The organism is Agrobacterium sp. (assembly GCF_059499945.1).
In genome coordinates this window covers 291,375-312,583 of record NZ_JCABZP010000014.1, presented here as the reverse complement: position 1 = coordinate 312,583, position 21,209 = coordinate 291,375, and the positions used below count along the sequence as shown (strand labels likewise).

The 21,209-nt window shown below is 60.0% G+C and carries 22 protein-coding genes; 9 read left to right on the top strand and 13 right to left on the bottom strand.

The annotated features are described in order from the left end of the window. Positions 1-6: 6 nt before the first annotated feature. The gene (locus AC5I5B_RS13270; protein ID WP_003503696.1) at positions 7-384 is read right to left on the bottom strand and encodes a hypothetical protein; all 378 of its coding nucleotides are present in this window, start codon (positions 382-384) and stop codon (positions 7-9) included. A gap of 271 nt (positions 385-655) precedes the next feature. On the opposite strand from AC5I5B_RS13270, the gene argB reads away from it, so the two are divergent. Then, the gene (gene argB, locus AC5I5B_RS13265; protein ID WP_003503698.1) at positions 656-1,540 is read left to right on the top strand and encodes an acetylglutamate kinase; all 885 of its coding nucleotides are present in this window, start codon (positions 656-658) and stop codon (positions 1,538-1,540) included. A 46-nt stretch (positions 1,541-1,586) separates the two neighbouring features. On the opposite strand, the gene AC5I5B_RS13260 is transcribed toward argB, so the two are convergent. Next, positions 1,587-2,504 (bottom strand): EamA family transporter, encoded by a 918-nt coding sequence (locus AC5I5B_RS13260; RefSeq protein ID WP_111833820.1) that lies wholly within the window; start codon positions 2,502-2,504, stop codon positions 1,587-1,589. 106 nt (positions 2,505-2,610) lie between these two features. Between AC5I5B_RS13260 and AC5I5B_RS13255 the strand changes: the two genes are divergently transcribed. After that, entirely contained in the window at positions 2,611-3,324 is a 714-nt protein-coding gene (locus AC5I5B_RS13255; RefSeq protein ID WP_060722841.1) for a pyrimidine 5'-nucleotidase, read from the top strand. A 100-nt stretch (positions 3,325-3,424) separates the two neighbouring features. Beyond that, complete coding sequence (locus AC5I5B_RS13250) at positions 3,425-4,012, top strand: EF-hand domain-containing protein (RefSeq protein WP_003503704.1); 588 nt, start codon at positions 3,425-3,427, stop codon at positions 4,010-4,012. Positions 4,013-4,053: 41 nt separating this feature from the next. Here the strand turns inward: AC5I5B_RS13250 and AC5I5B_RS13245 are convergent, their stop codons facing one another. Beyond that, positions 4,054-4,311, bottom strand: coding sequence for a BQ00720 family protein (locus AC5I5B_RS13245; protein WP_003503706.1), 258 nt, complete (start codon positions 4,309-4,311; stop codon positions 4,054-4,056). A gap of 56 nt (positions 4,312-4,367) precedes the next feature. Then, the gene (locus tag AC5I5B_RS13240; RefSeq protein WP_003503708.1) at positions 4,368-4,793 is read right to left on the bottom strand and encodes an Hsp20 family protein; all 426 of its coding nucleotides are present in this window, start codon (positions 4,791-4,793) and stop codon (positions 4,368-4,370) included. A 206-nt stretch (positions 4,794-4,999) separates the two neighbouring features. On the opposite strand from AC5I5B_RS13240, the gene AC5I5B_RS13235 reads away from it, so the two are divergent. Then, the gene (locus AC5I5B_RS13235; RefSeq protein ID WP_020011035.1) at positions 5,000-5,944 is read left to right on the top strand and encodes a nucleoside hydrolase; all 945 of its coding nucleotides are present in this window, start codon (positions 5,000-5,002) and stop codon (positions 5,942-5,944) included. Positions 5,945-6,012: 68 nt separating this feature from the next. Here the strand turns inward: AC5I5B_RS13235 and AC5I5B_RS13230 are convergent, their stop codons facing one another. Continuing rightward, positions 6,013-8,346: a methyl-accepting chemotaxis protein gene (locus tag AC5I5B_RS13230; RefSeq protein ID WP_035212604.1), complete on the bottom strand. Its 2,334-nt coding sequence runs from the start codon at positions 8,344-8,346 to the stop codon at positions 6,013-6,015. Between the two features lie 166 nt (positions 8,347-8,512). Continuing rightward, positions 8,513-9,379 carry an LOG family protein gene (locus AC5I5B_RS13225; RefSeq protein ID WP_373426345.1) on the bottom strand — a complete coding sequence of 289 codons (867 nt, stop codon included), beginning with the start codon at positions 9,377-9,379 and terminating at the stop codon, positions 8,513-8,515. A 138-nt stretch (positions 9,380-9,517) separates the two neighbouring features. On the opposite strand from AC5I5B_RS13225, the gene dapD reads away from it, so the two are divergent. From dapD to AC5I5B_RS13210, 3 genes are read left to right on the top strand one after another with little or no spacing between them, the layout of a single operon-like run. Next, positions 9,518-10,372 (top strand): 2,3,4,5-tetrahydropyridine-2,6-dicarboxylate N-succinyltransferase, encoded by an 855-nt coding sequence (gene dapD, locus AC5I5B_RS13220; protein ID WP_003503714.1) that lies wholly within the window; start codon positions 9,518-9,520, stop codon positions 10,370-10,372. Positions 10,373-10,387: 15 nt separating this feature from the next. Then, the gene (gene dapE / locus AC5I5B_RS13215) at positions 10,388-11,584 is read left to right on the top strand and encodes a succinyl-diaminopimelate desuccinylase (protein ID WP_060722838.1); all 1,197 of its coding nucleotides are present in this window, start codon (positions 10,388-10,390) and stop codon (positions 11,582-11,584) included. After that, complete coding sequence (locus AC5I5B_RS13210) at positions 11,568-12,164, top strand: hypothetical protein (RefSeq protein WP_020811936.1); 597 nt, start codon at positions 11,568-11,570, stop codon at positions 12,162-12,164. Before dapE ends, AC5I5B_RS13210 begins: the two co-directional genes overlap by 17 nt. A gap of 20 nt (positions 12,165-12,184) precedes the next feature. Here AC5I5B_RS13210 and truA read toward each other — a convergent pair whose 3' ends face one another. From truA to def, 3 genes are read right to left on the bottom strand one after another with little or no spacing between them, the layout of a single operon-like run. Beyond that, positions 12,185-12,985, bottom strand: a complete 801-nt coding sequence (gene truA, locus AC5I5B_RS13205) for a tRNA pseudouridine(38-40) synthase TruA (RefSeq protein WP_111833742.1) — start codon at positions 12,983-12,985, stop codon at positions 12,185-12,187. Continuing rightward, positions 12,985-13,920 (bottom strand): methionyl-tRNA formyltransferase, encoded by a 936-nt coding sequence (gene fmt, locus AC5I5B_RS13200; protein WP_111833743.1) that lies wholly within the window; start codon positions 13,918-13,920, stop codon positions 12,985-12,987. Before fmt ends, truA begins: the two co-directional genes overlap by 1 nt. Positions 13,921-13,965: 45 nt before the next feature. Continuing rightward, complete coding sequence (gene def / locus AC5I5B_RS13195) at positions 13,966-14,478, bottom strand: peptide deformylase (protein WP_003503724.1); 513 nt, start codon at positions 14,476-14,478, stop codon at positions 13,966-13,968. Positions 14,479-14,626: 148 nt separating this feature from the next. Between def and AC5I5B_RS13190 the strand changes: the two genes are divergently transcribed. Together AC5I5B_RS13190 and AC5I5B_RS13185 are read left to right on the top strand one after the other, a co-directional pair. Then, complete coding sequence (locus AC5I5B_RS13190) at positions 14,627-15,820, top strand: DNA recombination protein RmuC (protein WP_162692783.1); 1,194 nt, start codon at positions 14,627-14,629, stop codon at positions 15,818-15,820. A 54-nt stretch (positions 15,821-15,874) separates the two neighbouring features. Next, positions 15,875-16,774: a ribokinase gene (locus AC5I5B_RS13185; RefSeq protein ID WP_003503729.1), complete on the top strand. Its 900-nt coding sequence runs from the start codon at positions 15,875-15,877 to the stop codon at positions 16,772-16,774. 12 nt (positions 16,775-16,786) lie between these two features. Here AC5I5B_RS13185 and trmB read toward each other — a convergent pair whose 3' ends face one another. The 4 genes from trmB to lnt all read right to left on the bottom strand — a co-directional run bounded on the left by trmB (position 16,787) and on the right by lnt (position 21,192). Beyond that, positions 16,787-17,485, bottom strand: coding sequence for a tRNA (guanosine(46)-N7)-methyltransferase TrmB (trmB, locus tag AC5I5B_RS13180; protein ID WP_111833745.1), 699 nt, complete (start codon positions 17,483-17,485; stop codon positions 16,787-16,789). Between the two features lie 110 nt (positions 17,486-17,595). Beyond that, complete coding sequence (gene metK, locus AC5I5B_RS13175) at positions 17,596-18,858, bottom strand: methionine adenosyltransferase (protein WP_020011044.1); 1,263 nt, start codon at positions 18,856-18,858, stop codon at positions 17,596-17,598. A gap of 191 nt (positions 18,859-19,049) precedes the next feature. Further along, positions 19,050-19,469 (bottom strand): helix-turn-helix domain-containing protein, encoded by a 420-nt coding sequence (locus AC5I5B_RS13170; protein WP_003503735.1) that lies wholly within the window; start codon positions 19,467-19,469, stop codon positions 19,050-19,052. A gap of 133 nt (positions 19,470-19,602) precedes the next feature. Beyond that, positions 19,603-21,192 (bottom strand): apolipoprotein N-acyltransferase, encoded by a 1,590-nt coding sequence (gene lnt, locus AC5I5B_RS13165; RefSeq protein WP_111833746.1) that lies wholly within the window; start codon positions 21,190-21,192, stop codon positions 19,603-19,605. Between the last annotated feature and the right edge of the window lie 17 nt (positions 21,193-21,209).

Genomic DNA, 21,209 nt, shown 5'->3' with positions numbered 1-21,209 from the left:
CGCCCCTCAGGCGATAGTGAAAAGCAGAACGGCGGTCCACAGCATCGCCGTCAATGCCAGAAGACGCCAGAAGCGCACCGAATGCCAGACCTCCGAAAGCATGGCTGCAAACATGCTGCCACCGCGCAGCGGCTGGCTCCTGAATGGCAGGCCGGAGCGGCTTGGATCCCGTTCCAGCAGCGCGGCGACGGTCGCATTTTCGCGGTATTCGGTTTCCGCCAGATTGTCCCGCCAGCGCCTGACCATGGCCGCGAACTGGCGGTCGCGTTTGATGCGTTTGGCAAGCTCCGCCATGCTTTCCGGCGGCAAGGCACCCAGCACATATTCGCCCGCAAGGACTTCGTCCCGCAAACCGCTTTGCTTGTCTCGATCGGGTGCCGTCATGTGGTCTCTCGCTCCTCAGTCGTTCAGGTCAGCATCGCTTGCGCGGCGCGCGACATCTCCTGTCGCCCTGAATTCACCCCTCCCCTTTCCCCTGCAAGGCTGGTCCCATTGGGCCTTTATGTCAATCGCATTACAGGGCCGGGAGCGCCAAAAAAAAGAAATTTGACTGCTGCCGACACAATAAGGCCGGGAGGTTATTTCATCCGTCAAAGACTTGCTTTAGAGCGGTGACAGGCTCTCAACAGCCGCAACCACAGACCGAGGTTTTTAGATGACGTCTTCCGAAAGCGAAACTCAGGCGCGGCTGCTCGCACAGGCTCTGCCTTTTATGCAGAAATACGAGAACAAGACCATCGTGGTGAAATATGGCGGTCACGCCATGGGGGATTCCACACTCGGCAAGGCTTTCGCGGAAGACATCGCGCTGTTGAAGCAATCAGGCATAAACCCGATCGTCGTGCATGGCGGCGGCCCGCAGATCGGCGCGATGCTGACCAAGATGGGCATCGAATCGAAATTCGAGGGCGGCCTGCGCGTCACCGACGCCAAGACCGTCGAGATCGTCGAAATGGTTCTGGCCGGCTCGATCAACAAGGAAATCGTCGCCCTCATCAACCAGACAGGCGAATGGGCCATCGGCCTGTGTGGCAAGGACGGCAACATGGTCTTCGCCGAAAAGGCGAAAAAGACCGTCATCGATCCTGACAGCAATATCGAACGCGTGCTCGATCTCGGCTTCGTCGGCGAAGTCACCGAAGTCGACCGCACCCTGCTCGACCTGCTTGCCAAATCGGAAATGATCCCGGTCATCGCCCCGGTCGCGCCTGGCCGCGATGGCGCCACCTACAATATCAACGCCGATACCTTCGCCGGCGCGATTGCGGGCGCGCTTCACGCCTCGCGTCTGCTGTTTCTCACCGACGTTCCCGGCGTTCTCGACAAGAACAAGGAACTCATCAAGGAACTCACCGTCTCGCAGGCGCGTGCGCTCATCAAGGACGGCACGATTTCCGGTGGCATGATCCCGAAGGTCGAGACCTGCATCGACGCCATCAAGGCCGGTGTTCAGGGCGTGGTGATCCTCAACGGCAAGACGCCCCATTCCGTCCTTCTGGAAATCTTCACGGAAGGCGCCGGCACGCTCATCGTGCCCTGATGTGCTTCGGGTGGCGGACGGCAAGCTTGTCCGCCACGTCTGGCTTTCAGCCGAATACCAGAAGCGACAGCACACCCACCACAATCAGCAGGCAACCGGAGAGTTCGAGCCGGTTGATCTTCTCCTTGAAGAAGAGCACGGTCGAGGCGAAGGCGAAGAGCATCTCCACCTGCGCCAGCGCCTTCACCACGGCGGCCTGCTGCAGGGTCATCGCCGTGAACCAGCCGAATGAGGCCGTGGCGCCCACGAAACCGACAGCAAGCGACGGTTTCCAAACCTTGGCGATACGCCGCAATTCTTCCCGCTCGCGCCAGATGATCCACAGGAACATCGACACCGTCTGCATGACGATCACGACGACGAGTGTGAAGCCCGCCTGCATCATCGCGTCCGGAACGGGAAGGCTCGGCGCAAGCGCGAGCGACGCCGATCGGTAGGCAACCGACGACAGGCCGAAGAAAGCGCCTGAGGCGAGGCCGATGCCCGCCGTCCGGCTGAAGATCGACGTCAGGAAGGAAGCGGGCGTCACTTCCGTGCGTGCCACCGAAATCAGCATGACACCGGCGACCGATATGGCAATGGCCGCCAATGTGCCGCCATTGACGCTTTCACCGATGAAGATAAGCGCGAACAGTGCCGCCTGCGCCGGTTCTGTGCGGGAATAGGCCGTTCCCACTGCAAAGTTGCGGAAGGAGAACAGGTGCACCAGCAGGAACGTGGCGGCAATCTGCGCCATGGCCCCGACCGTCGCCCACAAAGCGAAGGACATGTTGGGCACCGGCAGCGGGCGACCGAGCCCGAAATGCAGAAAAGCGAGATAGGCGAGAGCGAAGGGCATGCCGAACACGAAGCGCACAAAGGTCGCGCCCGTGGTGCCCATCATGCCCTTGAGGTGCTTTTGCAGGGTCGAGCGCAGGTTCTGCAAGAACGCGCTTGCGAAAGTAATGCCTATCCAGAGTTCCATGGCTTTGGCGGTATCATGCGCCGGAGGCCGCAGCCAAGCCCGATTTTCTAACCAATCGTCGTCTTTTCGATTTTCTTCGGCATTCGAAACGGGCATAAAGCAGCCCATGGACACAAAGCCGAAAAACCTGCCCGAAGCCGCCGATTTCGACCATGTGAGCGAATGGGTCTTCGATCTCGACAACACGCTCTATCCGCATCACATCAATCTGTTTTCGCAGATCGATCGAAACATGACGGCCTATGTGGCGGAGCTTCTGAAGCTTGACCCCGAGGAAGCCCGCGCGCTGCAGAAACGGTATTATCACGACCACGGCACCACGCTGCAGGGCCTGATGATCCATTACGGCATCAGCCCGGACGAGTTTCTGGAACGCGCCCATGCCATCGACTATTCGGCACTGAAACCGCATCCGGAACTTGGCGAGGCAATCAAGGCTTTGCCCGGTCGCAAGTTCATCCTCACCAATGGCAGCGTGAAACACGCGCAGGCCGCCGCCGGCGCGCTCGGTGTTCTCGATCACTTCGAGGATATTTTCGATATCGTCGCCGCAGGCTATCTGCCTAAACCAGCTAGCGCGACCTATGAGAAATTCGCCGCACTTGCGAAACTCGACACGAAAAAAGCCGCCATGTTCGAGGATCTGCCGCGCAATCTTGCCGCCCCCAAGGCGCTGGGCATGAAGACCGTGTTGCTCGTGCCTTCAAATCTTGAGGGCGTCATCATGGAACGCTGGGAAATTCCGGCCGTGACGGATGAGCATATCGACTACATCACCGACGACCTGACCGGGTTCCTGACGAAAACCATCACCCGCTGAGCAGCGAACATTACCGAAGCTTCATCCACCTTACGGATGTTTAAGTGGTGAGGCTTGCTGGACGTCACTATCTTTTCTTCAGGGACACCAAAGAAAGGTAATGACGATGACCACACGCAAAATCGCCCTCTCTGCTCTTGGCGCAGCCCTTGTGCTCAGCACGGCCGCAACGGCCAGTTTCGCCGCGCCCGGCAAGGGCCACAAGGATCGCATGCCGATCCGTCCGGAAGCGGCTTTCGTTCACCTGCTGAAGGTGGCCGACGCCAACAAGGACGGCAAGATTTCGAAGGAGGAATTCGCCGCCCGTCAGGACGCGCTCTTCACAGAGATCGACAAGGACAAGGACGGCTCGATTACGCCGAAGGAAATCCGCGAATACCGCCAGGCGAAGATGGAAGCCTTCCGCGCCGCCCATCCGCGTCCGGAGCGGGAGGAAGCCAAGGCGGATGAAGGCAAGGGTCCCGAGGGCAAGCGCGCCGAGCGCGAACATGGCGGCCGTCAGGGCTGGGGCAAACATGGCGGCAAGGGTGGAGCCTACGCACTGTTCCGCATGGCCGATACCGACGAGAACGGTCAGGTCAGCAAGGCCGAATTCACCGCCGCCGGCGAAAAGATGTTCGAACGGCTGGACAGGAACAAGGACGGCGTCATCTCCATCGACGACATGCCGGACCGCCCGTTCCTTTGATCCACTAAGCATAAAGCCCGCTCAAAAGCGGGCTTTTTTATTCAATGCAGGCTGACGGTCTTGAGATCGTCTTCGGCAGCCTTGAAAAACGTGCTTGAACGGTTGTCCGTGAGGAGGATCGGCGTACCATCCGCACCGAACAGTGCCCAAAGATCCAATTGCGGATCGAGATCAGGCGCTTCCGGGAAACAGCGGCTGACGTCTTCCGCCCGGATCTTGCGGATATATCCCACTTCTCCTTCGCCGATATGGGCGAGCTGGGATTGGGTGAGACGCGCATGCGCTTCTTTCAAAAGCATATTTCAGCCTCCTTCTTCACGCCGAGCGATTCGTGTCGGATTCTGGCGTTCACGTTCTACTCTGAGACGGAAATATTAATTTTCTTCACCACGTTTGAAATTTCCGGCCGGACCAGATCGATGGAAAGAAGGCCGTTGCGCAGGCGCGCTTCCCTGACCTGCATGCCATCGGCAAGCACGAATACCCGCTGGAACTGGCGCGCTGCGATGCCGCGATAGAGAAAATCGCGCTTCTCCTGTTCCTGCTGTCGTCCCCGAATGACGAGCTGGTTATCGGCCGTCGTCACATCCAGATCGTCCTGCGAAAAACCTGCGACTGCGATGGTGATGCGCAGGCGTTCGGGCATATCTTCGCTGCCGGGCAGGCGCTCTATGTTGTAGGGAGGATAGCCGTCATTGGCCTTCGCCATGCGCTCCAGCGTTTTTTCCATGGCATCAAAACCCAGCAGAAGCGGGTGGGTGAATGGCGTCATGCGGCTCATGTCTCTTCTGTCCTTGCAACCAAGCGACGTTTCGCGGTCCCGCTTCCGGCAACCTTGCCGGTCAATCGCACCGGCCCCAGCAATATGGGAAGCCGAACCACGATGCGCAAGACGAAACGCGGGGCAAAGGCAAGCCGCAGGAATGAGACTTGACAAGTGAGCACCCGCCGCTCGAAAAAAGCGCTCATCTCAACGGCGGGCAAGACATGGCAGAACGCAGAAAAATCATCATCGACACCGATCCCGGCCAGGACGACGCAGCGGCAATCATGCTCGCTTTCGCAAGCCCGGAGGAAATCGACATTCTCGGATTGTGCGCCGTCGCCGGCAACGTTCCGCTGAAGCTGACGAGCCGCAACATCCGCATCATCTGCGAATTGTGCGGGCGCACCGATATTCCAGTCTATGAGGGCGCCGAGAAGCCGCTGGTGCGCAAGCCCATCACCGCCGAACATGTTCACGGCAGCACCGGCCTCGATGGCCCGGTTCTCGACGAACCGTCCATGGAGGCGCAAAAGCAGCACGCGGTCGATTTCATCATCGAAACACTGATGCGGGAACCCGCCGGCACCGTAACGCTCTGCACGCTCGGCGCGCTGACCAATGTGGCGCTGGCGCTCCTGAAGGCGCCTGAGATCGCCGACCGCGTCAAGGAACTGGTGATGATGGGCGGCGGCTTCTTCGAGGGCGGCAACATCACACCGGCGGCGGAATTCAACATCTATGTCGACCCGCAGGCCGCCGACATCGTCTTCCGATCCGGCATGCCTGTTGTCATGATGCCGCTCGACGTCACCCATCAGTTGCTGACGACCAAGGCCCGGGTCAGCCGCATTCGCGAGATCGGCACACGGCCGGCCATCGCCATGGCGGAAATGCTGGAATTCTTCGAACGCTTCGACATCGAGAAATACGGTTCGGATGGCGGCCCGCTGCACGATCCGACCGTCATTGCCTATCTCGTCAAACCCGAACTGTTTCAGGGTCGCGAGTGCAACGTCGAAATCGAGGTCCATTCAGAACTGACCATGGGCATGACCGTGGTGGACTGGTGGAATGTTACCGAACGGCCCGCCAATGCCCGCGTGATGCGCAATGTGGATGCCGACGGCTTCTTCGAGTTGCTGACGGAACGTTTCGCCCGTCTCTGACGGAAGCGGACAAAAAAAGGCCGCTGGCGATACCAGCGGCCCTTTTCATTTGAGGCGGAAATGGCGCGTCAGAACTCCGTCCAGTCATCCTGCGCCAGTGCGTTTGCGCCGCTGGTTCTCGGACGGGCGCGTTGCGCGGCCGGACGGCCCGATGCCTGCGCCGGAGCGGCGGGTGCACGCATCGCCGCGGCAGTGGCGCGCAATTGCTGGCTGGAATGGCCGCCGGAAACGGAGAAACCGGCAACGAGCGATTTCAGCGTTTCGGCCTCGCTGTTCAGCGTTACACTCGCCGCGGTAGTTTCTTCCACCATCGCCGCATTCTGCTGGGTAACCTGATCCATCTGGGTAACGGCGGAATTGATCTCCTTCAGACCCACTGCCTGTTCGCTGGCGGAGGCGGAGATCTGCCGTATCAGCTGGTTGATCTGCAGAACCTGATCGGCGATCTTTTTCATCGTCTCACCGGCCTTGCCGACCAGCTGGACGCCCTCGCCAACCTGGGTGGCCGAAGTGTTGATGAGACCCTTGATCTCCTTGGCGGCGGTGGCGGACCGTTGTGCCAGTTCGCGCACTTCCTGTGCGACGACGGCAAAGCCCTTGCCGGCATCACCCGCGCGGGCGGCTTCGACGCCCGCGTTCAGCGCCAGAAGGTTGGTCTGGAAGGCAATCTCGTCGATAACACCGATGATACGGGAAATTTCGGCCGAGGATTGCGCGATGCCTTCCATGGAATTCACGGCCTGCTGCACAACCTCGCCTGACTTGCCGGCGTCATCGCAGGCATGGCTGACGGCGCCGGCCGCCTGTGCAGCATTTTCCGCGCTGGAATTGACCTGTGCGGTCAGCTGATTGAGGGCGGCAGCGGTTTCTTCGAGGCTTGCGGCCTGCTGTTCCGTGCGGTGCGAAAGATCGCTGGCGGCGCGGGTGATCTCACCCGTACCGTTGCCGATGCTGACGACGGTTGCATTGACGGTGGAAACCGTTTCCTCGAGGCTCGCAAGCGCCGAGTTGAAATCCTCGCGCAGCTTCGCATATTCGCCCGGGAATTCGTCCTCGATGCGGTAGGTGAGATTGCCCTGCGAGAGCGCATTGAGGCCAGCACCCAGCACGCCGACAATGTGCTGTTGCATGCGGCTGTTCTCATTGCGCTCGAATTCGGATCGCTGGCGCTCCGTCTCCGCGTGACCGCGCTGGGCGTCGGCTTCAGCCTCCATCTCGCGAATGCCAGCAAGCTTCGCGCGGAAACCTTCAAGCGCGGTAGCGACGGCGCCCGTCTCGTCCCGGCGCTCCTGTCCGGAAACCGGCACATCGTAGCGCCCGTCGCTCAGCGTCCTGACATCGGAAACCAGCGAAGCAAGCGGATTACGGACGAAATAACGCACGGCGAAATAAAGCGCGGTGATGACGGCGGCGAGAATGACGATCGCGCCGATGATCATCATGTAGGTCTGCTCCTGAACCGGCGCGTTCAGGGCCTGATGCGGAATATCCACCAGCACCACCCAGGTCGCGTTGAGGCCGGGAACGGCGAAGGGATAGACGAGACGGTTATAGGGCGCGTCCGTATCAAGACCGAGATTTTCGATGAGGCCCTGCTTGCCTGACGTGATTGCCGCCTGAACGGTGCTTGCTCCGTCTCCGTCATAGGCCTTCATGTTCTGTTCGGGCGTCGGCGGCACCAGCCACTGGCCGCCCTGCGAAACGAGCGTCACGCGGCCGGTCTCGAAAGGATGCAGGGCCTGCAGCTTCTGCGACAGCGAGGCCAGCGAGATATCGACACCAGCCACACCGATCATCTTGCCGTCAGACATGACGGGATAGGCAAGCGACGTCATCGTCGTCGGCACTTCCGTGCCTTCGGCGAGATAGGGCTGCGTGATCGCGCCTTTACCGGATTTGGCGGCAAGCGCATACCATTCCGCCGCATAATCATTCTTGAACGTCGAGAACTGGATTTCGCCCTTCTGGGTTTTCGACCAGTAAGGAGCGAAGGCGCCGGTGGCATTGGTGCCGAGATCGAGCCTGTTGGCGATCTCCGTCGTCTGGCCGTCAAAAAGGCCGAGCTGCTCACAGAACCAGCTGCCAAAGGCAAAGGCGTTCTGCTCGACATTGGCCTTCAGGATGTTGACGATGCCGGGGCGATCCATTGATTTCGCCTGATGCGCACGGCCGATGACACCGGCCATGGAGCGTGCGGCGCTGCCGAGTTCACCCACATCAGCGGCGATGACGTTGGCGATGGCGCGCGCTTCGGTATTGGCCTGATCCATGGTCAGCGCGTGCACGCGCTCACTCGTCTGGGAAATGAGGAAGGAATTCGATGCAACGAGAACCGTGGTGATAGCGCAGCCGGTTACGAGGATCAGCTTGGTCGCAAGCGACTTCACTTGGAAATTGAACATTTTGGCCTCGATCAAATCGCCCGCCTGAAAAGGCTGACTTCAACGGATGATAAATCTCCGTCATGGAGGCCCGTCCCCTTGGGACAGTGCGCTGCAGCGCGACGGGGCAAAATTAGAAGAAGATTGCTAATTAAGCCCTAAAATTACTTCGTCGCGCCAAGCATAATCAGTGTTCGTAGTGGGCCGAGATGATTCTCCATGCATCGTCAGCCGTTTCAGCAAAATGCAGAAGATTCATATCTTCAGGTGCAATAGTGCCGAAGTCCGCCAGGAACTCGAAATTGATCACCGATCGCCAGAATTTCTCACCGAACAGGATGAGAGGAATTGGCTCCATGCGCTTCGTCTGGATCAGGGTCAACGCTTCAAACAATTCGTCCAGCGTGCCGAAGCCGCCGGGGAAGATCACCACGGCCTTCGCCCGCATCAGAAAATGCATCTTGCGAATGGCGAAATAGTGGAAGTTGAAGCTCAGCTCCGGTGTCACATAGGGGTTCGGCGCCTGCTCGTGCGGCAGGACGATATTGAGGCCGATGGACGGGCCACCCGCATCGGCCGCACCACGATTGCCCGCTTCCATGACGCCCGGACCGCCGCCGGTGACCACGACATATTCGAGGTGATCCGATTTTGCGGCATAGGCGGTGCAAAGACGGGCAAACTTGCGCGCCTCATCGTAATAGACGGAGGATTGTTCCAGATTGCGCTTTTGCGTCTCGTTGCGCGCCGCCCAGGCTTCGCCGCCGGGTTCGGGAATGCGCGCGCCGCCGAACATGACGACGGTGGATTTTATGCCGCGCTCGGTGAGCGCCATTTCCGTCTTCAGAAGCTCAAGCTGCAACCTGACGGGGCGCAATTCCTCGCGGCAGAGAAAATCCATGTCCACATAGGCGAGGCGATAGGACGGGGAGTCCGACTGCGGTGTTTTTTGAACGACCTCGGCCTGCTGCTTGTCCACAGCACTGCGCTTCAACGGGTCCCATACCCCGTCCTTGCGCCGCAACTTGCCGTTTTTCAGTCGTGTCATTTCCATGCCTTTCGTCTGACGCGCCAAATCACCCAAATCACATTGACGCCTTTCCAACACTCCCTTAGATCAAATGACCAAAGCCTTCCAGCGGCGCGGTACCATCCGTGACCATGAACACCACGCGACTTTAAGGAATTTTCCATGAGCCTTACGGATCTCACCTCCCTCGAAACCATCATCGAAACGGCGTTCGACAACCGCGATAGCGTGAACGTATCGACGAAGGGCGAGGTTCGCGACGCCGTGGACACATCTCTTCAACTTCTCGATAGCGGCAAGGCACGCGTTGCTGAGAAGCAGGCGGATGGAAACTGGAAGGTGAACCAGTGGCTGAAAAAGGCCGTGCTCCTCTCCTTCCGTCTGAACGACATGGAGATCGTGACCGGCGGACCGGGCGAATCCACCTGGTGGGACAAGGTGCCGTCGAAGTTCGAAAACTGGGGTGAAAACCAGTTCCGCGCCGCCGGTTTCCGCGCCGTGCCGAACGCCGTCGTCCGCCGCTCCGCCTATGTGGCCAAGAACGTGGTGCTGATGCCCTCCTTCGTCAATCTCGGCGCCTATGTCGATGAAGGCACGATGGTCGACACCTGGGCGACTGTCGGCTCCTGCGCACAGATCGGCAAGAATGTGCACCTCTCCGGCGGCGTTGGCATTGGCGGCGTTCTGGAACCGCTGCAGGCGGGCCCGACGATCATCGAGGACAATTGCTTTATCGGCGCCCGTTCGGAAGTCGTGGAAGGCTGCATCGTGCGCGAAGGCGCGGTTCTCGGCATGGGCGTCTTCATCGGTAAGTCCACCAAGATCGTCGATCGCGCCACCGGCGAGATCACCTATGGCGAAGTGCCGCCCTATTCCGTCGTCGTTGCCGGCACCATGCCGGGCAAACCTTTCCCGAACGGCGAGCCGGGCCCGAGCCTCTATTGCGCCGTGATCGTCAAGCGCGTCGATGAAAAGACCCGCTCCAAGACCGGCATCAACGAGCTTCTGCGCGACTGATATAAAGCGACTGCCATGACCACGACCGATCCCGTTGCCAATCTCGCCGCCCTCATCCGTTGCCCTTCGGTGACGCCTGCCGAAGGCGGCGCGCTTTCTTTGCTCGACACCCTGCTTTCGCCGCTCGGCTTCAAGGTAGACAAGATAGTGGCGAGCGAGGCGGGAACGCCTGACGTGGAAAACCTCTATGCCCGGCTCGGCACCGAGGGTCCGCATCTGATGTTTGCGGGCCATACGGATGTCGTTCCCGTGGGCGACGAGGCAGCGTGGAGCCATCCGCCTTTTGCCGCAGAGATTGCCGGTGGCGAAATGTTCGGTCGCGGTGCAGTGGACATGAAAGGCGGCATCGCCTGTTTCGTCGCCGCCATCGCCCGCCATATCGAAAAACATGGCAAGCCGCAGGGTTCCGTTTCCTTCCTGATCACCGGCGACGAGGAAGGTCCGTCGATCAACGGCACCTCCAAACTGCTGGAATGGGCCGCCGCCAAGGGCGAGACGTGGGACGCCTGCGTGGTGGGCGAGCCGACCAATCCCGACCAGCTTGGCGACATGATCAAGATCGGTCGCCGGGGTTCGCTTTCCGGCCGCATCACCGTCCATGGCGTTCAGGGCCATGCTGCTTATCCGCATCTCGCCGACAACCCCATTCGCGGTCTGCTGCAGCTGACCCATGCGCTGATGCATCCGCCCTTCGATCACGGCACGGATGATTTCCAGCCTTCCAATCTGGAAGTGACGACCGTCGACACCGGCAACGCCGCCACCAATGTGATCCCGGCGCGGGCGACAGCGGCCTTCAACATCCGTTTCAACGACACCTGGACAGCAGAAAGCCTGCGCACGGAGATCATCCGCCGCCTCGACGCCGCTGCGGCCGAAGGTGAGCTTCGCCCCGACCGCGCACCGGTGAAATATGAGATCGTCTGGGCCGACCGCCCGTCGCATGTCTTCCTGACGCGGAACAATGCGCTTATCTCGTCGCTCTCAGGCGCGGTTGAAGCCGTTACCGGCAGGGAACCGAAGCTTTCGACCACCGGCGGCACATCCGATGCACGCTTCATCAAGGATTATTGCCCTGTCGTGGAATTCGGCCTCGTCGGGCAGACCATGCATATGGTCGATGAACGCGTGGCCGTTGCCGATCTCGAGACGCTGACGCGCATTTACGAGACCTTTATCGAACGCTGGTTCGCCCATGCCGACGGCAAGTGAAGTAAGGCTCTATCTGACCGGCCTGTGGCTTCTGCTGCTGGGTGACCACAATGGTGCGCGTTATCTTGATCTCTCCGAGCGCGGCATGTGGCGATCCTTCTATTCCGCCCTCTGGTGCCTGCCCGCCATGCTGGTTTCCTGGCTGTGGCTGCGCGCTGCCTTCCTCGCCAGCTATCCGCCCGGCACCGGAACGGGGTTCATCTTCTTCTTCCGTCTGGCGATGGTTGAGGCCATCTGCTGGATCGTGCCGCTGCTTTTGATCGGCATGCTACTATACGCCTTCGGCGCTCGGGAAAAATTCGCGCCGCTCGTCACCACCATGAACTGGCTGTCGCTGCCATTTTCCTATGCCTATGCGGTTCTGATCCTGATCGCGTTCTTCCTGCCGCCGCTGCAAGGACTGATCGCCGTTCTCTGGCTGGCACTGCTTCTATCGCTGGTCTTCGCCTTCTCGCGGATCGTGCGGTTTTTCATCCGCGATCAGTCGCTGCTCGTCTCGGCCATCGTCATGACGCTGCTGGTGCCGGGCATGCTTCTATCGGAAGCGCTGCAGCGTTTTCTCGGTGTCTATCCCGCCTGAGAACTGGCACAGCTTAAACGTCAGTCCGCATCCTCGGTCACGTCGACTTCGGGGGGCCGGCGCGGCGGAATGACGTCGGGATAATCGACCTGCATGAAATAAAGACCGTCCGGCGGTGCGACAGGGCCGCATGCCTTGCGGTCCCGTGCCTCCAGTGCGGCACGCACGTCCTCCGGCGTCATCGTGCCCTCGCCCGCCAGTTTCAGCGTGCCGGCGAAAGAGCGGATCTGGTTATGAAGGAAGCTCTGCGCCGTCGCGCGTATCTCGATGAGATCGCCATTGCGCGTTACATCCAGCCGGTCGAGCGTGCGCACGGGGCTGTTCGCCTGGCAATGGACCGAGCGGAAGGTGGTGAAATCATGCCGGCCGACAAGCATCTGGGCGGCTTCATGCATGCGCTCATGGTCGAGGTCCTTCGACACCCACCATGCCCGCTTGTGCTCCAGCGCCAGCCGGGCCTTGCGGCAAATGATGCGGTAGAGATAGTGCCGACGAAGGGCGGAAAAACGGGCGTCGAAATCCTCGGTCACGGAAGCGGCGTCGAGAACGGCCACGGCTTCGCCCGCCATGGCGAGATGCGCATTGAGCGCGTTGCGAAGCTTGTAGGGCTCCCAGTCGCGCAAAAGATCGACATGGACAACCTGCCCAACGGCATGCACACCGGAATCGGTGCGGCCGGCGCCGCGAATGGAGACGCTCTCTCCCGTCAGCGAGCGAACCGCAGCCTCCAGCGCACCCTGAACCGAGGGGCCGTTATCCTGTCTCTGCCAGCCATAATAGGGCGTGCCGTCATATTCGACGGTCATGCGGAAACGCGGCATCAGCCGAGCCTCGTTGTGGCCGGAACGGGGGTGCCGCGCACGAAATCAGCCGCCGACATCGGTTTGCCGCCGGCCTTCTGCAGGCGGGTGAGCCGCACGGCCCCGCTGCCGCAGGCAATGGTCAGAGCATCGTCGAGCGCTGCGCCCGCTTCTCCCATGCCGCTTGCCAGTTCGGAGGCGAGAACCTTCACGCGCTCCGTCTTGCCGCCGATGTCCATTTCCAGCCATGCGCCGGGAAACGGCGAAAGGCCGCGAATGTGATTATGCACATCCTGCGAGGGCCGAGAAAAATCGACGCGAGTCTCGCCCTTGTCGATCTTCGCGGCATAGAGAACACCCTCTTCCGCCTGTGTGACGAGCGGCAGGTCATCTGCTTCCAGCTTTTCCATCGCCTGCCGCATCAACCGCGCGCCTGTTAGCATCAGACTGTCATGCAGCTCCCCGGCCGTCATGTTATCGCCGATCGCGACTTTCGCGGTCAGCGCGACGGGACCGGTATCGAGCCCCTTTTCCATTTTCATGACCATCATGCCGGTTTCGGGGTCGCCGGCCATGATCGCCCGCTGGATGGGAGCAGCACCGCGCCAGCGCGGCAGTAGCGAGGCATGACCATTGTAACAGCCGAGACGCGTACCGGAGAGGATCGCTTCGGGCAGCAGCAGCCCGTAAGCCACGACAACCGCCACATCAGCATTGAATTCCCGGAACTGCTGACGATCTTCCTCAGCCTTGAAATTCACGGGCGTAAACACCGGGAGCCCCAGCAGTCCGGCAGCCTGATGCACCGGTGACCTCTGCAGATCGAGACCTCGGCGGCCACCGGGACGCGGCGGCTGGGTGTAGACAGCGACAACCTCGTGGCCCGCCTCCACCAATGCACGCAATGTGGGAACGGAAAAATCCGGTGTGCCCATAAATATGATGCGAAGAGCCATTATCGCCCCCTGCCCTGTCGTCCATTCCGGTCCAGAGAGGACGGATCAGATCTTTGCGCGGGCCGCTTTCGTGAATTTCTTGATGACCATGTCGCGCTTCAGCCGCGAAATATGGTCGATGAACAGAACACCATTGAGGTGATCGATCTCGTGCTGCAGGCAGGTAGCGAGCAGACCATCCGCCTCGACCGTCTGCTGCTTGCCGTCACGGCCGACATATTGCACCGTGAGCGAGGCGGGACGCTCGACCTCGGCGTAGTAGTCGGGAATGGAGAGGCAGCCTTCCTCATAGGTCGAGACATCGTCCGACACCTTGAGGATTTCCGGGTTGATGAAGACGATCGGGGTCTTTTCCTCGCCTTCACGCGCAACGTCGATCACCAGCATGCGGCGCGCCACGCCGATCTGGATAGCGGCAAGACCGATACCCGGCGCATCGTACATGGTTTCGAGCATGTCGTCGGCAAGACGCAGAACCTCTGCATCCACCTTTTCGATGGGCTTCGATTGCTGGCGCAGCACGGGATCGGGCAAAATGATAAGCGGTTTGATGGTCATGGCTTCCCATAACGTATCTCTTGCGCGGAGGAAATAAAAAACACGAGGTTCAAATCGCCTCGGGCATCCACCCCGCCCGACTCATTTCCGCCACAGGAATGTTCTTGTTTTGATCTTCCGAATCACTGGAAATCTGCTAGATTTAATCATGAGTATAGATTTCTCCGTTCTCCTTGATCCCGCGCTGCGGGCCGGCTCCGTTGATATCAGCTTCGGCGCGCTGCTCGCGGCTCTGGTTTTCGGTCTGGTCATAACCTGGCTGGTCACGACAAACCGCGTGAAAAAAGCGGGAGCCGACGGTGAAATCTCGGACCTTCTGAAAACGCAGTCCGAACTGCACGGCCGGATCGCCGCCATGGCGGAAACGCTCGGCACCCGCCAGACCGAGATGAGCCAGACGCTCAACCAGCGCCTCGACGGCATGTCACAGCGCATTGGCGAAACACTGACGGAACAGACCCGTTCAACCCATGAAAATCTGAGCCGACTGCAGGAGCGCCTCGCGGTGATCGACGCCGCGCAGGGCAATATTCAGGATCTGGCCAAGGACGTGGTCGGACTGCAGGCCATCCTTTCCAACAAGCAGACGCGCGGCGCCTTTGGACAGGCACGCATGGAAATTCTGATCGCCGATGCCCTTCCCGCCGGCGCTTTCCAGCTTCAGCCGACGCTTTCGAACGGTTACCGGCCGGACTGCACCATCAAGATGCCGAACAATGCGCCGCCGCTCGTCATCGACGCGAAGTTTCCGCTGGAGGCATGGAACGCCATCAAGGCGGATGAGACACCGGAAACCAAACGTGCCGCCGTTCAGCAGTTCCGACGTGATATGGAAGTGCATATTCGCGATGTGGCCGAGAAATACCTCATCCGTGGCGAAACACAGGATACCGCCTTCATCTTCGTGCCGTCCGAATCGATCTTCGCCGATATCCACCAGCATTTCGAATATCTGGTGCAGCGCGCTCACCGCGCCCGTGTCGTCATCGTTTCGCCATCGCTTCTGATGCTGTCGGTGCAGGTCATCCAGTCCGTGCTGAAGGATCAGCGCATGCGGGAGCAGGCGCATCTCATCCAGGGTGAAGTTGCCCTTCTGATGGACGATGTGCGGCGGCTGGACGACCGGACGCGCAAGCTGCAGGCCCATTTCGGGCTGGCGCAGAAGGACGTCGACATGATGCTCATCTCCTCGGACAAGGTGCTGGCACGCGGCCAGAAGATCGAAGGACTTGATTTCTCGCCAACGGAAAAAGACGCCCCGCATGGTGAAATCGAGCAGGCGCGCCGCTTTGCCGAAAACAGGGCCGGTGCGGCCAAATTGCGGGTAGTTGACGACGAGTGATCGTCTCGGGCAAAGTCGCCGCCTTGCTCAAATTTCATATGGACCCAGCGCCCCATGATTACTGTTTTCGGCTCCATCAACATGGACCTCGTCGCGACCGCCAAACGCCTGCCCAAGCCCGGTGAAACCGTAACGGGAGAGACATTCTCCACGGCCGCCGGCGGCAAGGGAGCCAATCAGGCGCTGGCCGCACGGCGTGCAGGCGCCGCAGTCAAGATGGCAGGGGCTGCGGGCGATGATACTTTTGCCGCACCGGCGCTGACATTACTGCGTGATGCTGGCACCGACCTGTCTCTGGTCAAGACTGCGCCCGGCCCGACGGGAACGGCGGTGATCCTGATCGGTGAAGGCGGAGAGAACATGATTTCGGTCATTCCCGCCGCCAATGGCGAGGTCTCCGCCTCCGATGCCGCAAAGACCGTATCCGACATGGCCGCTGGCGATATTCTGATGCTGCAGTTCGAGATACCGGCCGCAGCCATCGAAGCGGCGCTGACGGCCGCCAAGGCAAAGCGCATCACCACCGTCATCAACACAGCGCCGCTGACCGCAGACGGTCCGCGTCTTGCTGGCCTTGCCGATATCGTCATCGCCAATGAAACCGAGTTCGAGCTGCTGATCGGCAAGAATGGCCTCTCCAGCGTCGAGCGGGAAAACGAACTCAAGACCCTTCACGACAGGACCGGCCAGACATTGATCGTGACGCTTGGGGCGGACGGCGTGATCGCCATGCGCAACGGCAAGGTCTACAGGGCTTCCGGCCTCAAGATCGAGCCGGTCGATACGGTTGGTGCGGGCGATACCTTCTGCGGTTATCTCGCCGCCAGCCTCGATCAGGGGATGGATTTCGAAAGGGCGCTGAAGCGTGCCGCCGTTGCAGGCTCGCTCGCCTGCACGCGTGCCGGTGCCCAGCCTTCCATTCCGCTGGCAGCGGAAGTGGATGCGGCCCTCTGAGGGCTCAATCGCTCAACGACAGATGAAGGTGAGATAGGCCGAGCTGCGGCCTTCTCTTTTCGCCTTGTTTTCGTAGCGCGTGCCCGGCCAGTTGGCATAGGGCGTACGCCAGTCGTCAGCGCTCGTCGCCGTCCATTCAAAACCGCCATGCCGGGCGCAATGCTGCAGCGTCCAGTTGACGTATGTATCGATATCCGACGCAAAGCAGAATTTGCCGCCGGGTTTCAACACGCGATGGAAACGGGCGAGATTGACGTCCGAGACAAAGCGGCGCTTCCAGTGCTTCTTCTTTGGCCACGGATCGGGATAAAGCAGATCGATGTGATCGATCGACCCCTCTGGCAGCCAGTCGAGCAGCTGCGTCGCGTCATCGTCATAGAGCCGGATATTCATCAGCTCGCGTTCGCGCACGGTGGCGAGCAGTTTGGCCATGGAGTTAACGAAGGGCTCGACCCCGATGAAACCCGTCTCAGGGTTTTCAACCGCGCGGTGCGCGAGATGCTCGCCGCCGCCGAAACCGATCTCCAGACGGATCGATCGCACATCCGCCGGAAAAAGAGCGGCGAGATTTTGCGGCGGAGCGCTTTCCAGATCGATTTTCAGCAAAGGCAGCAGGTTCTCGATCGTATCGACTTGCTGATTGCGCAGGGGCTTGCCCTTGCGTCTGCCAAAAAACGCTTCCTTTGCGCGCGAACGCCGTTCTTCCGTCATCTCATACTCTCAAGAACAAATAGATTTAACCCGCACAGCGCCACATGAGGCATTGTGCGGGTTACAAAAGTTGGTGACGGTATCTCTCAATCGCCGTCAAATAACAAGTGTTAGGCGCTCAAAGCTTCCTTAAGCGGCTTCACCAGATCGAGCTTCTCCCAGGAGAAGGAGCCGTCACGGCCGGCCTTGCGGCCGAAATGGCCGTATGAGGACGTCTTGGCGTAGATCGGCTTGTTGAGATCGAGATGACGGCGGATACCCGACGGCGAAAGGTCCATGACCTTACGGATCGCGTTCTCGACCTGATCTTCGCTGACCTTGCCGGTGCCATGCAGATCGACATAGATCGACAGGGGCTGGGCGATGCCGATCGCGTAGGAAATCTGGATCGTGCAGCGCTCGGCAAGGCCGGCAGCCACGACGTTCTTGGCAAGATAGCGGGCGGCATAGGCGGCGGAACGGTCAACCTTGGTCGTGTCCTTGCCGGAGAATGCACCACCACCATGGGGGGCAGCGCCGCCATAGGTGTCGACGATGATCTTGCGGCCGGTGAGGCCCGCATCACCATCGGGACCGCCGATGACGAACTTACCGGTCGGGTTGATATACCACTGGCAATCGTCGGCGATCTTCAGGTCGCCCAGAGCTTCGCGGATATAGGGCTCGACAACGGCGCGAACCTTCTTCGAATCCCAGCTTGCATCGAGATGCTGTGTGGACAGAACGATGGATACGGCTTCCGAAGCCTTGCCGTCGACGTAACGAACCGTCACCTGGCTCTTGGCGTCGGGGCCAAGTTTCGCCGCTTCACCTTCGCCGCTCTTGCGGGCGGTGGCGAGCAGCTGGAGGATACGGTGAGAATAATAGATCGGCGCCGGCATCAGATCCGGCGTTTCCTTGCAGGCGTAACCGAACATGATGCCCTGGTCGCCGGCGCCCTCGTCGCCCTGCTTGTCGGAAGCATTGTCCACGCCCTGCGCGATATCTGCCGACTGCGGGTGCAGGAGAACGTCGATCTTGGCGGTCTTCCAGTGGAAACCATCCTGCTCGTAGCCGATGTCACGGATCGCCTTGCGGGCGGCGGACTTGAACTTCGAAGGGTTGATGACCGGATGGCCGGCGGCGTCTTTGACGACCTTGCCGTCCTTGTCCTTCTTCAGAAGTGTATCGGGAACGCGAACTTCACCGGCGATAACAACGCGGTTGGTCGTCGCAAGCGTTTCACATGCGATGCGCACGGTCCACGGGTCAACACCCGTCTTGGACGCTTCACGATAAATAAGATCCACGATTTCATCAGAAATACGATCACAAACCTTGTCCGGATGACCCTCGGCCACGGACTCGCTGGTGAACAGGTAATTGGCACGCATGCGGGATTCCCCTCAAAGAACGGTCTTGGAGTTTGTTAGTCATTTCAGCCGCGAAAAACAAGGACACAACCACATAAATATATCTTTATGTGAGAATTCCTTTCCAATCCGGCACAAAAAAACGGTCCTTGCGGACCGTTGAGTGCCCGGCATCCCGTGCCGGAAATTTTCTGCGCTGTGCGGACCAGGCTCTACTCGGCATCGCCCTCGGCGGCGAGCGCCTTGACGAGATCAACGAGGCGACGGCGAACCTTGGGGTCGGCGATCTTCACGAATGCGCGGTTCAGCTGCAAACCTTCAGCCGAGGACAGAAAGTCGACCACGTAATTGGAGCTCGACGCTTCCGCCATGCCGGTCGTACCGCCGACCTGATCGCCGGGCGCATCTTCGAAAAAAAAGGAAACCGGTACATTGAGGATCCCGGAAATATTCTGCAGGCGGCTGGCGCCGACGCGGTTGGTGCCTTTTTCATATTTCTGGATTTGCTGAAAGGTAATTCCAAGACTTTCACCCAGCTTCTCCTGACTCATTCCGAGCATGGTTCTGCGAAGGCGAATTCGGCTTCCGACATGAATGTCGATGGGGTTAGGCTTTTTCTTATTCTCGGTCATCATGCGGTCCTGACACTCGGAAAGGGTTGATATCTCGCTTCAGTACTATTCGAAGAAATGAGCCGGTATTTCGACAACGGCTAAACTTGTTTTACGACTGACGTATTCACTATGCAATTGTGGGGGTTCGCGGTCAATTCTGGCGCCGCGCAAAACTCCACGCAGGCAATACCGCGACGATTATCAAGATGGAAAAAATCAACCAGAAATACGTCCGATGTGTGTCGTAGGTAAATGCGTCGTTTGACCCACCACTCAAAGTGGCGTCAACAATTCCGACCCGACCGTAGTCCAGCCCTGCAATAATGCGGCCATAGGGATCGATGACGGCAGAAATTCCGGTATTGGCGCCGCGAATCACCGGCACGCCCGTCTCAACGGCCCGTACTCTCGCCTGCAGAAAATGCTGATAGGGGCCGGGCGTATCACCGAACCAGCCATCATTCGTCACGTTCAGGATGGCGGCCGAGCCGGCCAGCCCGGGCGTCATCTCGCCCGGGAAAATGATCTCGTAACAGATCAATGGATAGAAGGTCTTGCCCGAAGGCAGCGTGAGCGGCGTACGCGAAGAGGCCGCGGAAAAACCTCCCGGCAGGGCAATGACATTGTCGATACCGAATTCCCGCAGGATGCCTTCAAAGGGGACATATTCGCCGAAGGGGGTCAGATGCACCTTGTCGGTCGCACCGATGATCTCGCCCTGGCTGTCGATCGCATAGACCGAATTATAATAACGCGGCGGTCGGCCGGCCCCCTGATCTTCCATTCTGACAGCGCCGGTGAACAGCACCTGTCCATCCTCCAGCGTTCTGGCGATTTCCGCCAGAGCATCCGGGTTTTGCGTCAGGATGAACGGGACGGAGGTTTCCGGCCAGACGATGATATCAGGGCGTTTTTTCCCTGCGCCCGGCGACAGGGCCGTCAGCCGCAGATGATCGCTGAAAATCTCGGCACGGTCGTCGTTCAACATCTTGCGGGACTGATCGATGGAAGGCTGAACGATCCTCACCGTCAGGGCGTCCGCCGGGATCTCCGCCGGCGTCTGCAAGCGATAAAAGCCATAACCGAAGTGGGCGGCCAGCAGCAGGCCCGCCAGCGCCAGCCCCGGTCCCATGCCTTTTTTCGTACCGATCAGCGCCGGTGCAGCGAAGATGAAAACCGCCAGCGTCGTGATACTGAAAAGACCGAGCAGATGCGCTGACTGCATCATGATCGGGATGGGCATGATGCCGTAACCGATGGCGTTCCAGGGAAAGCCGGTCGCCAGAAAACTGCGCAGCCATTCCGAAAGGCCGAAGGCCGCGGCAAGCGCCGCGATGCGGCCAAGGCCATCCGACCAGAGGAGATTGGCGGCGGCAACCGCAAAACCGTAAAACAGCGCCAGAAACGCCGGCAGACCGAGGATGGCAAGTGGCAGTGCCCAGGCGAATTCATCAGCCTCCAGCAGAAGCGCATTGCCCAGCCACCACAGGCCGGCCACGAAATAACCAAGCCCGAAACACCAGCCTATGCCGAAAGCCGGCAGAATACGGCTGAAGAGGCCGCCGCCGGGCTTTCCCGTGCAGCCGTCCACGAGCCAGACGAGCAGGGTAAAAGACAGAAATAGCGCCGCGAAAAAGCCGAATGGAGGCAAGGCAAGCGCCCCGACCGCACCTGCAGCAATCGCCATCACTGCGCGGCTCATGCCGCCGGCCAGCATTACCCTGCCTGCAAGACGCTCCATGCCATCTCCGTTTATGC

Bases quoted from the DNA above. Each gene is read 5' to 3' on its own strand.
- AC5I5B_RS13270 (WP_003503696.1), bottom strand. From the start codon at position 384: ATGACGGCACCCGATCGAGACAAGCAAAGCGGTTTGCGGGACGAAGTC.
- argB (WP_003503698.1), top strand. From the start codon at position 656: ATGACGTCTTCCGAAAGCGAAACTCAGGCGCGGCTGCTCGCACAGGCT.
- AC5I5B_RS13260 (WP_111833820.1), bottom strand. From the start codon at position 2,504: ATGGAACTCTGGATAGGCATTACTTTCGCAAGCGCGTTCTTGCAGAAC.
- AC5I5B_RS13255 (WP_060722841.1), top strand. From the start codon at position 2,611: ATGGACACAAAGCCGAAAAACCTGCCCGAAGCCGCCGATTTCGACCAT.
- AC5I5B_RS13250 (WP_003503704.1), top strand. From the start codon at position 3,425: ATGACGATGACCACACGCAAAATCGCCCTCTCTGCTCTTGGCGCAGCC.
- AC5I5B_RS13245 (WP_003503706.1), bottom strand. From the start codon at position 4,311: ATGCTTTTGAAAGAAGCGCATGCGCGTCTCACCCAATCCCAGCTCGCC.
- AC5I5B_RS13240 (WP_003503708.1), bottom strand. From the start codon at position 4,793: ATGAGCCGCATGACGCCATTCACCCACCCGCTTCTGCTGGGTTTTGAT.
- AC5I5B_RS13235 (WP_020011035.1), top strand. From the start codon at position 5,000: ATGGCAGAACGCAGAAAAATCATCATCGACACCGATCCCGGCCAGGAC.
- AC5I5B_RS13230 (WP_035212604.1), bottom strand. From the start codon at position 8,346: ATGTTCAATTTCCAAGTGAAGTCGCTTGCGACCAAGCTGATCCTCGTA.
- AC5I5B_RS13225 (WP_373426345.1), bottom strand. From the start codon at position 9,379: ATGGAAATGACACGACTGAAAAACGGCAAGTTGCGGCGCAAGGACGGG.
- dapD (WP_003503714.1), top strand. From the start codon at position 9,518: ATGAGCCTTACGGATCTCACCTCCCTCGAAACCATCATCGAAACGGCG.
- dapE (WP_060722838.1), top strand. From the start codon at position 10,388: ATGACCACGACCGATCCCGTTGCCAATCTCGCCGCCCTCATCCGTTGC.
- AC5I5B_RS13210 (WP_020811936.1), top strand. From the start codon at position 11,568: ATGCCGACGGCAAGTGAAGTAAGGCTCTATCTGACCGGCCTGTGGCTT.
- truA (WP_111833742.1), bottom strand. From the start codon at position 12,985: ATGCCGCGTTTCCGCATGACCGTCGAATATGACGGCACGCCCTATTAT.
- fmt (WP_111833743.1), bottom strand. From the start codon at position 13,920: ATGGCTCTTCGCATCATATTTATGGGCACACCGGATTTTTCCGTTCCC.
- def (WP_003503724.1), bottom strand. From the start codon at position 14,478: ATGACCATCAAACCGCTTATCATTTTGCCCGATCCCGTGCTGCGCCAG.
- AC5I5B_RS13190 (WP_162692783.1), top strand. From the start codon at position 14,627: ATGAGTATAGATTTCTCCGTTCTCCTTGATCCCGCGCTGCGGGCCGGC.
- AC5I5B_RS13185 (WP_003503729.1), top strand. From the start codon at position 15,875: ATGATTACTGTTTTCGGCTCCATCAACATGGACCTCGTCGCGACCGCC.
- trmB (WP_111833745.1), bottom strand. From the start codon at position 17,485: ATGACGGAAGAACGGCGTTCGCGCGCAAAGGAAGCGTTTTTTGGCAGA.
- metK (WP_020011044.1), bottom strand. From the start codon at position 18,858: ATGCGTGCCAATTACCTGTTCACCAGCGAGTCCGTGGCCGAGGGTCAT.
- AC5I5B_RS13170 (WP_003503735.1), bottom strand. From the start codon at position 19,469: ATGACCGAGAATAAGAAAAAGCCTAACCCCATCGACATTCATGTCGGA.
- lnt (WP_111833746.1), bottom strand. From the start codon at position 21,192: ATGGAGCGTCTTGCAGGCAGGGTAATGCTGGCCGGCGGCATGAGCCGC.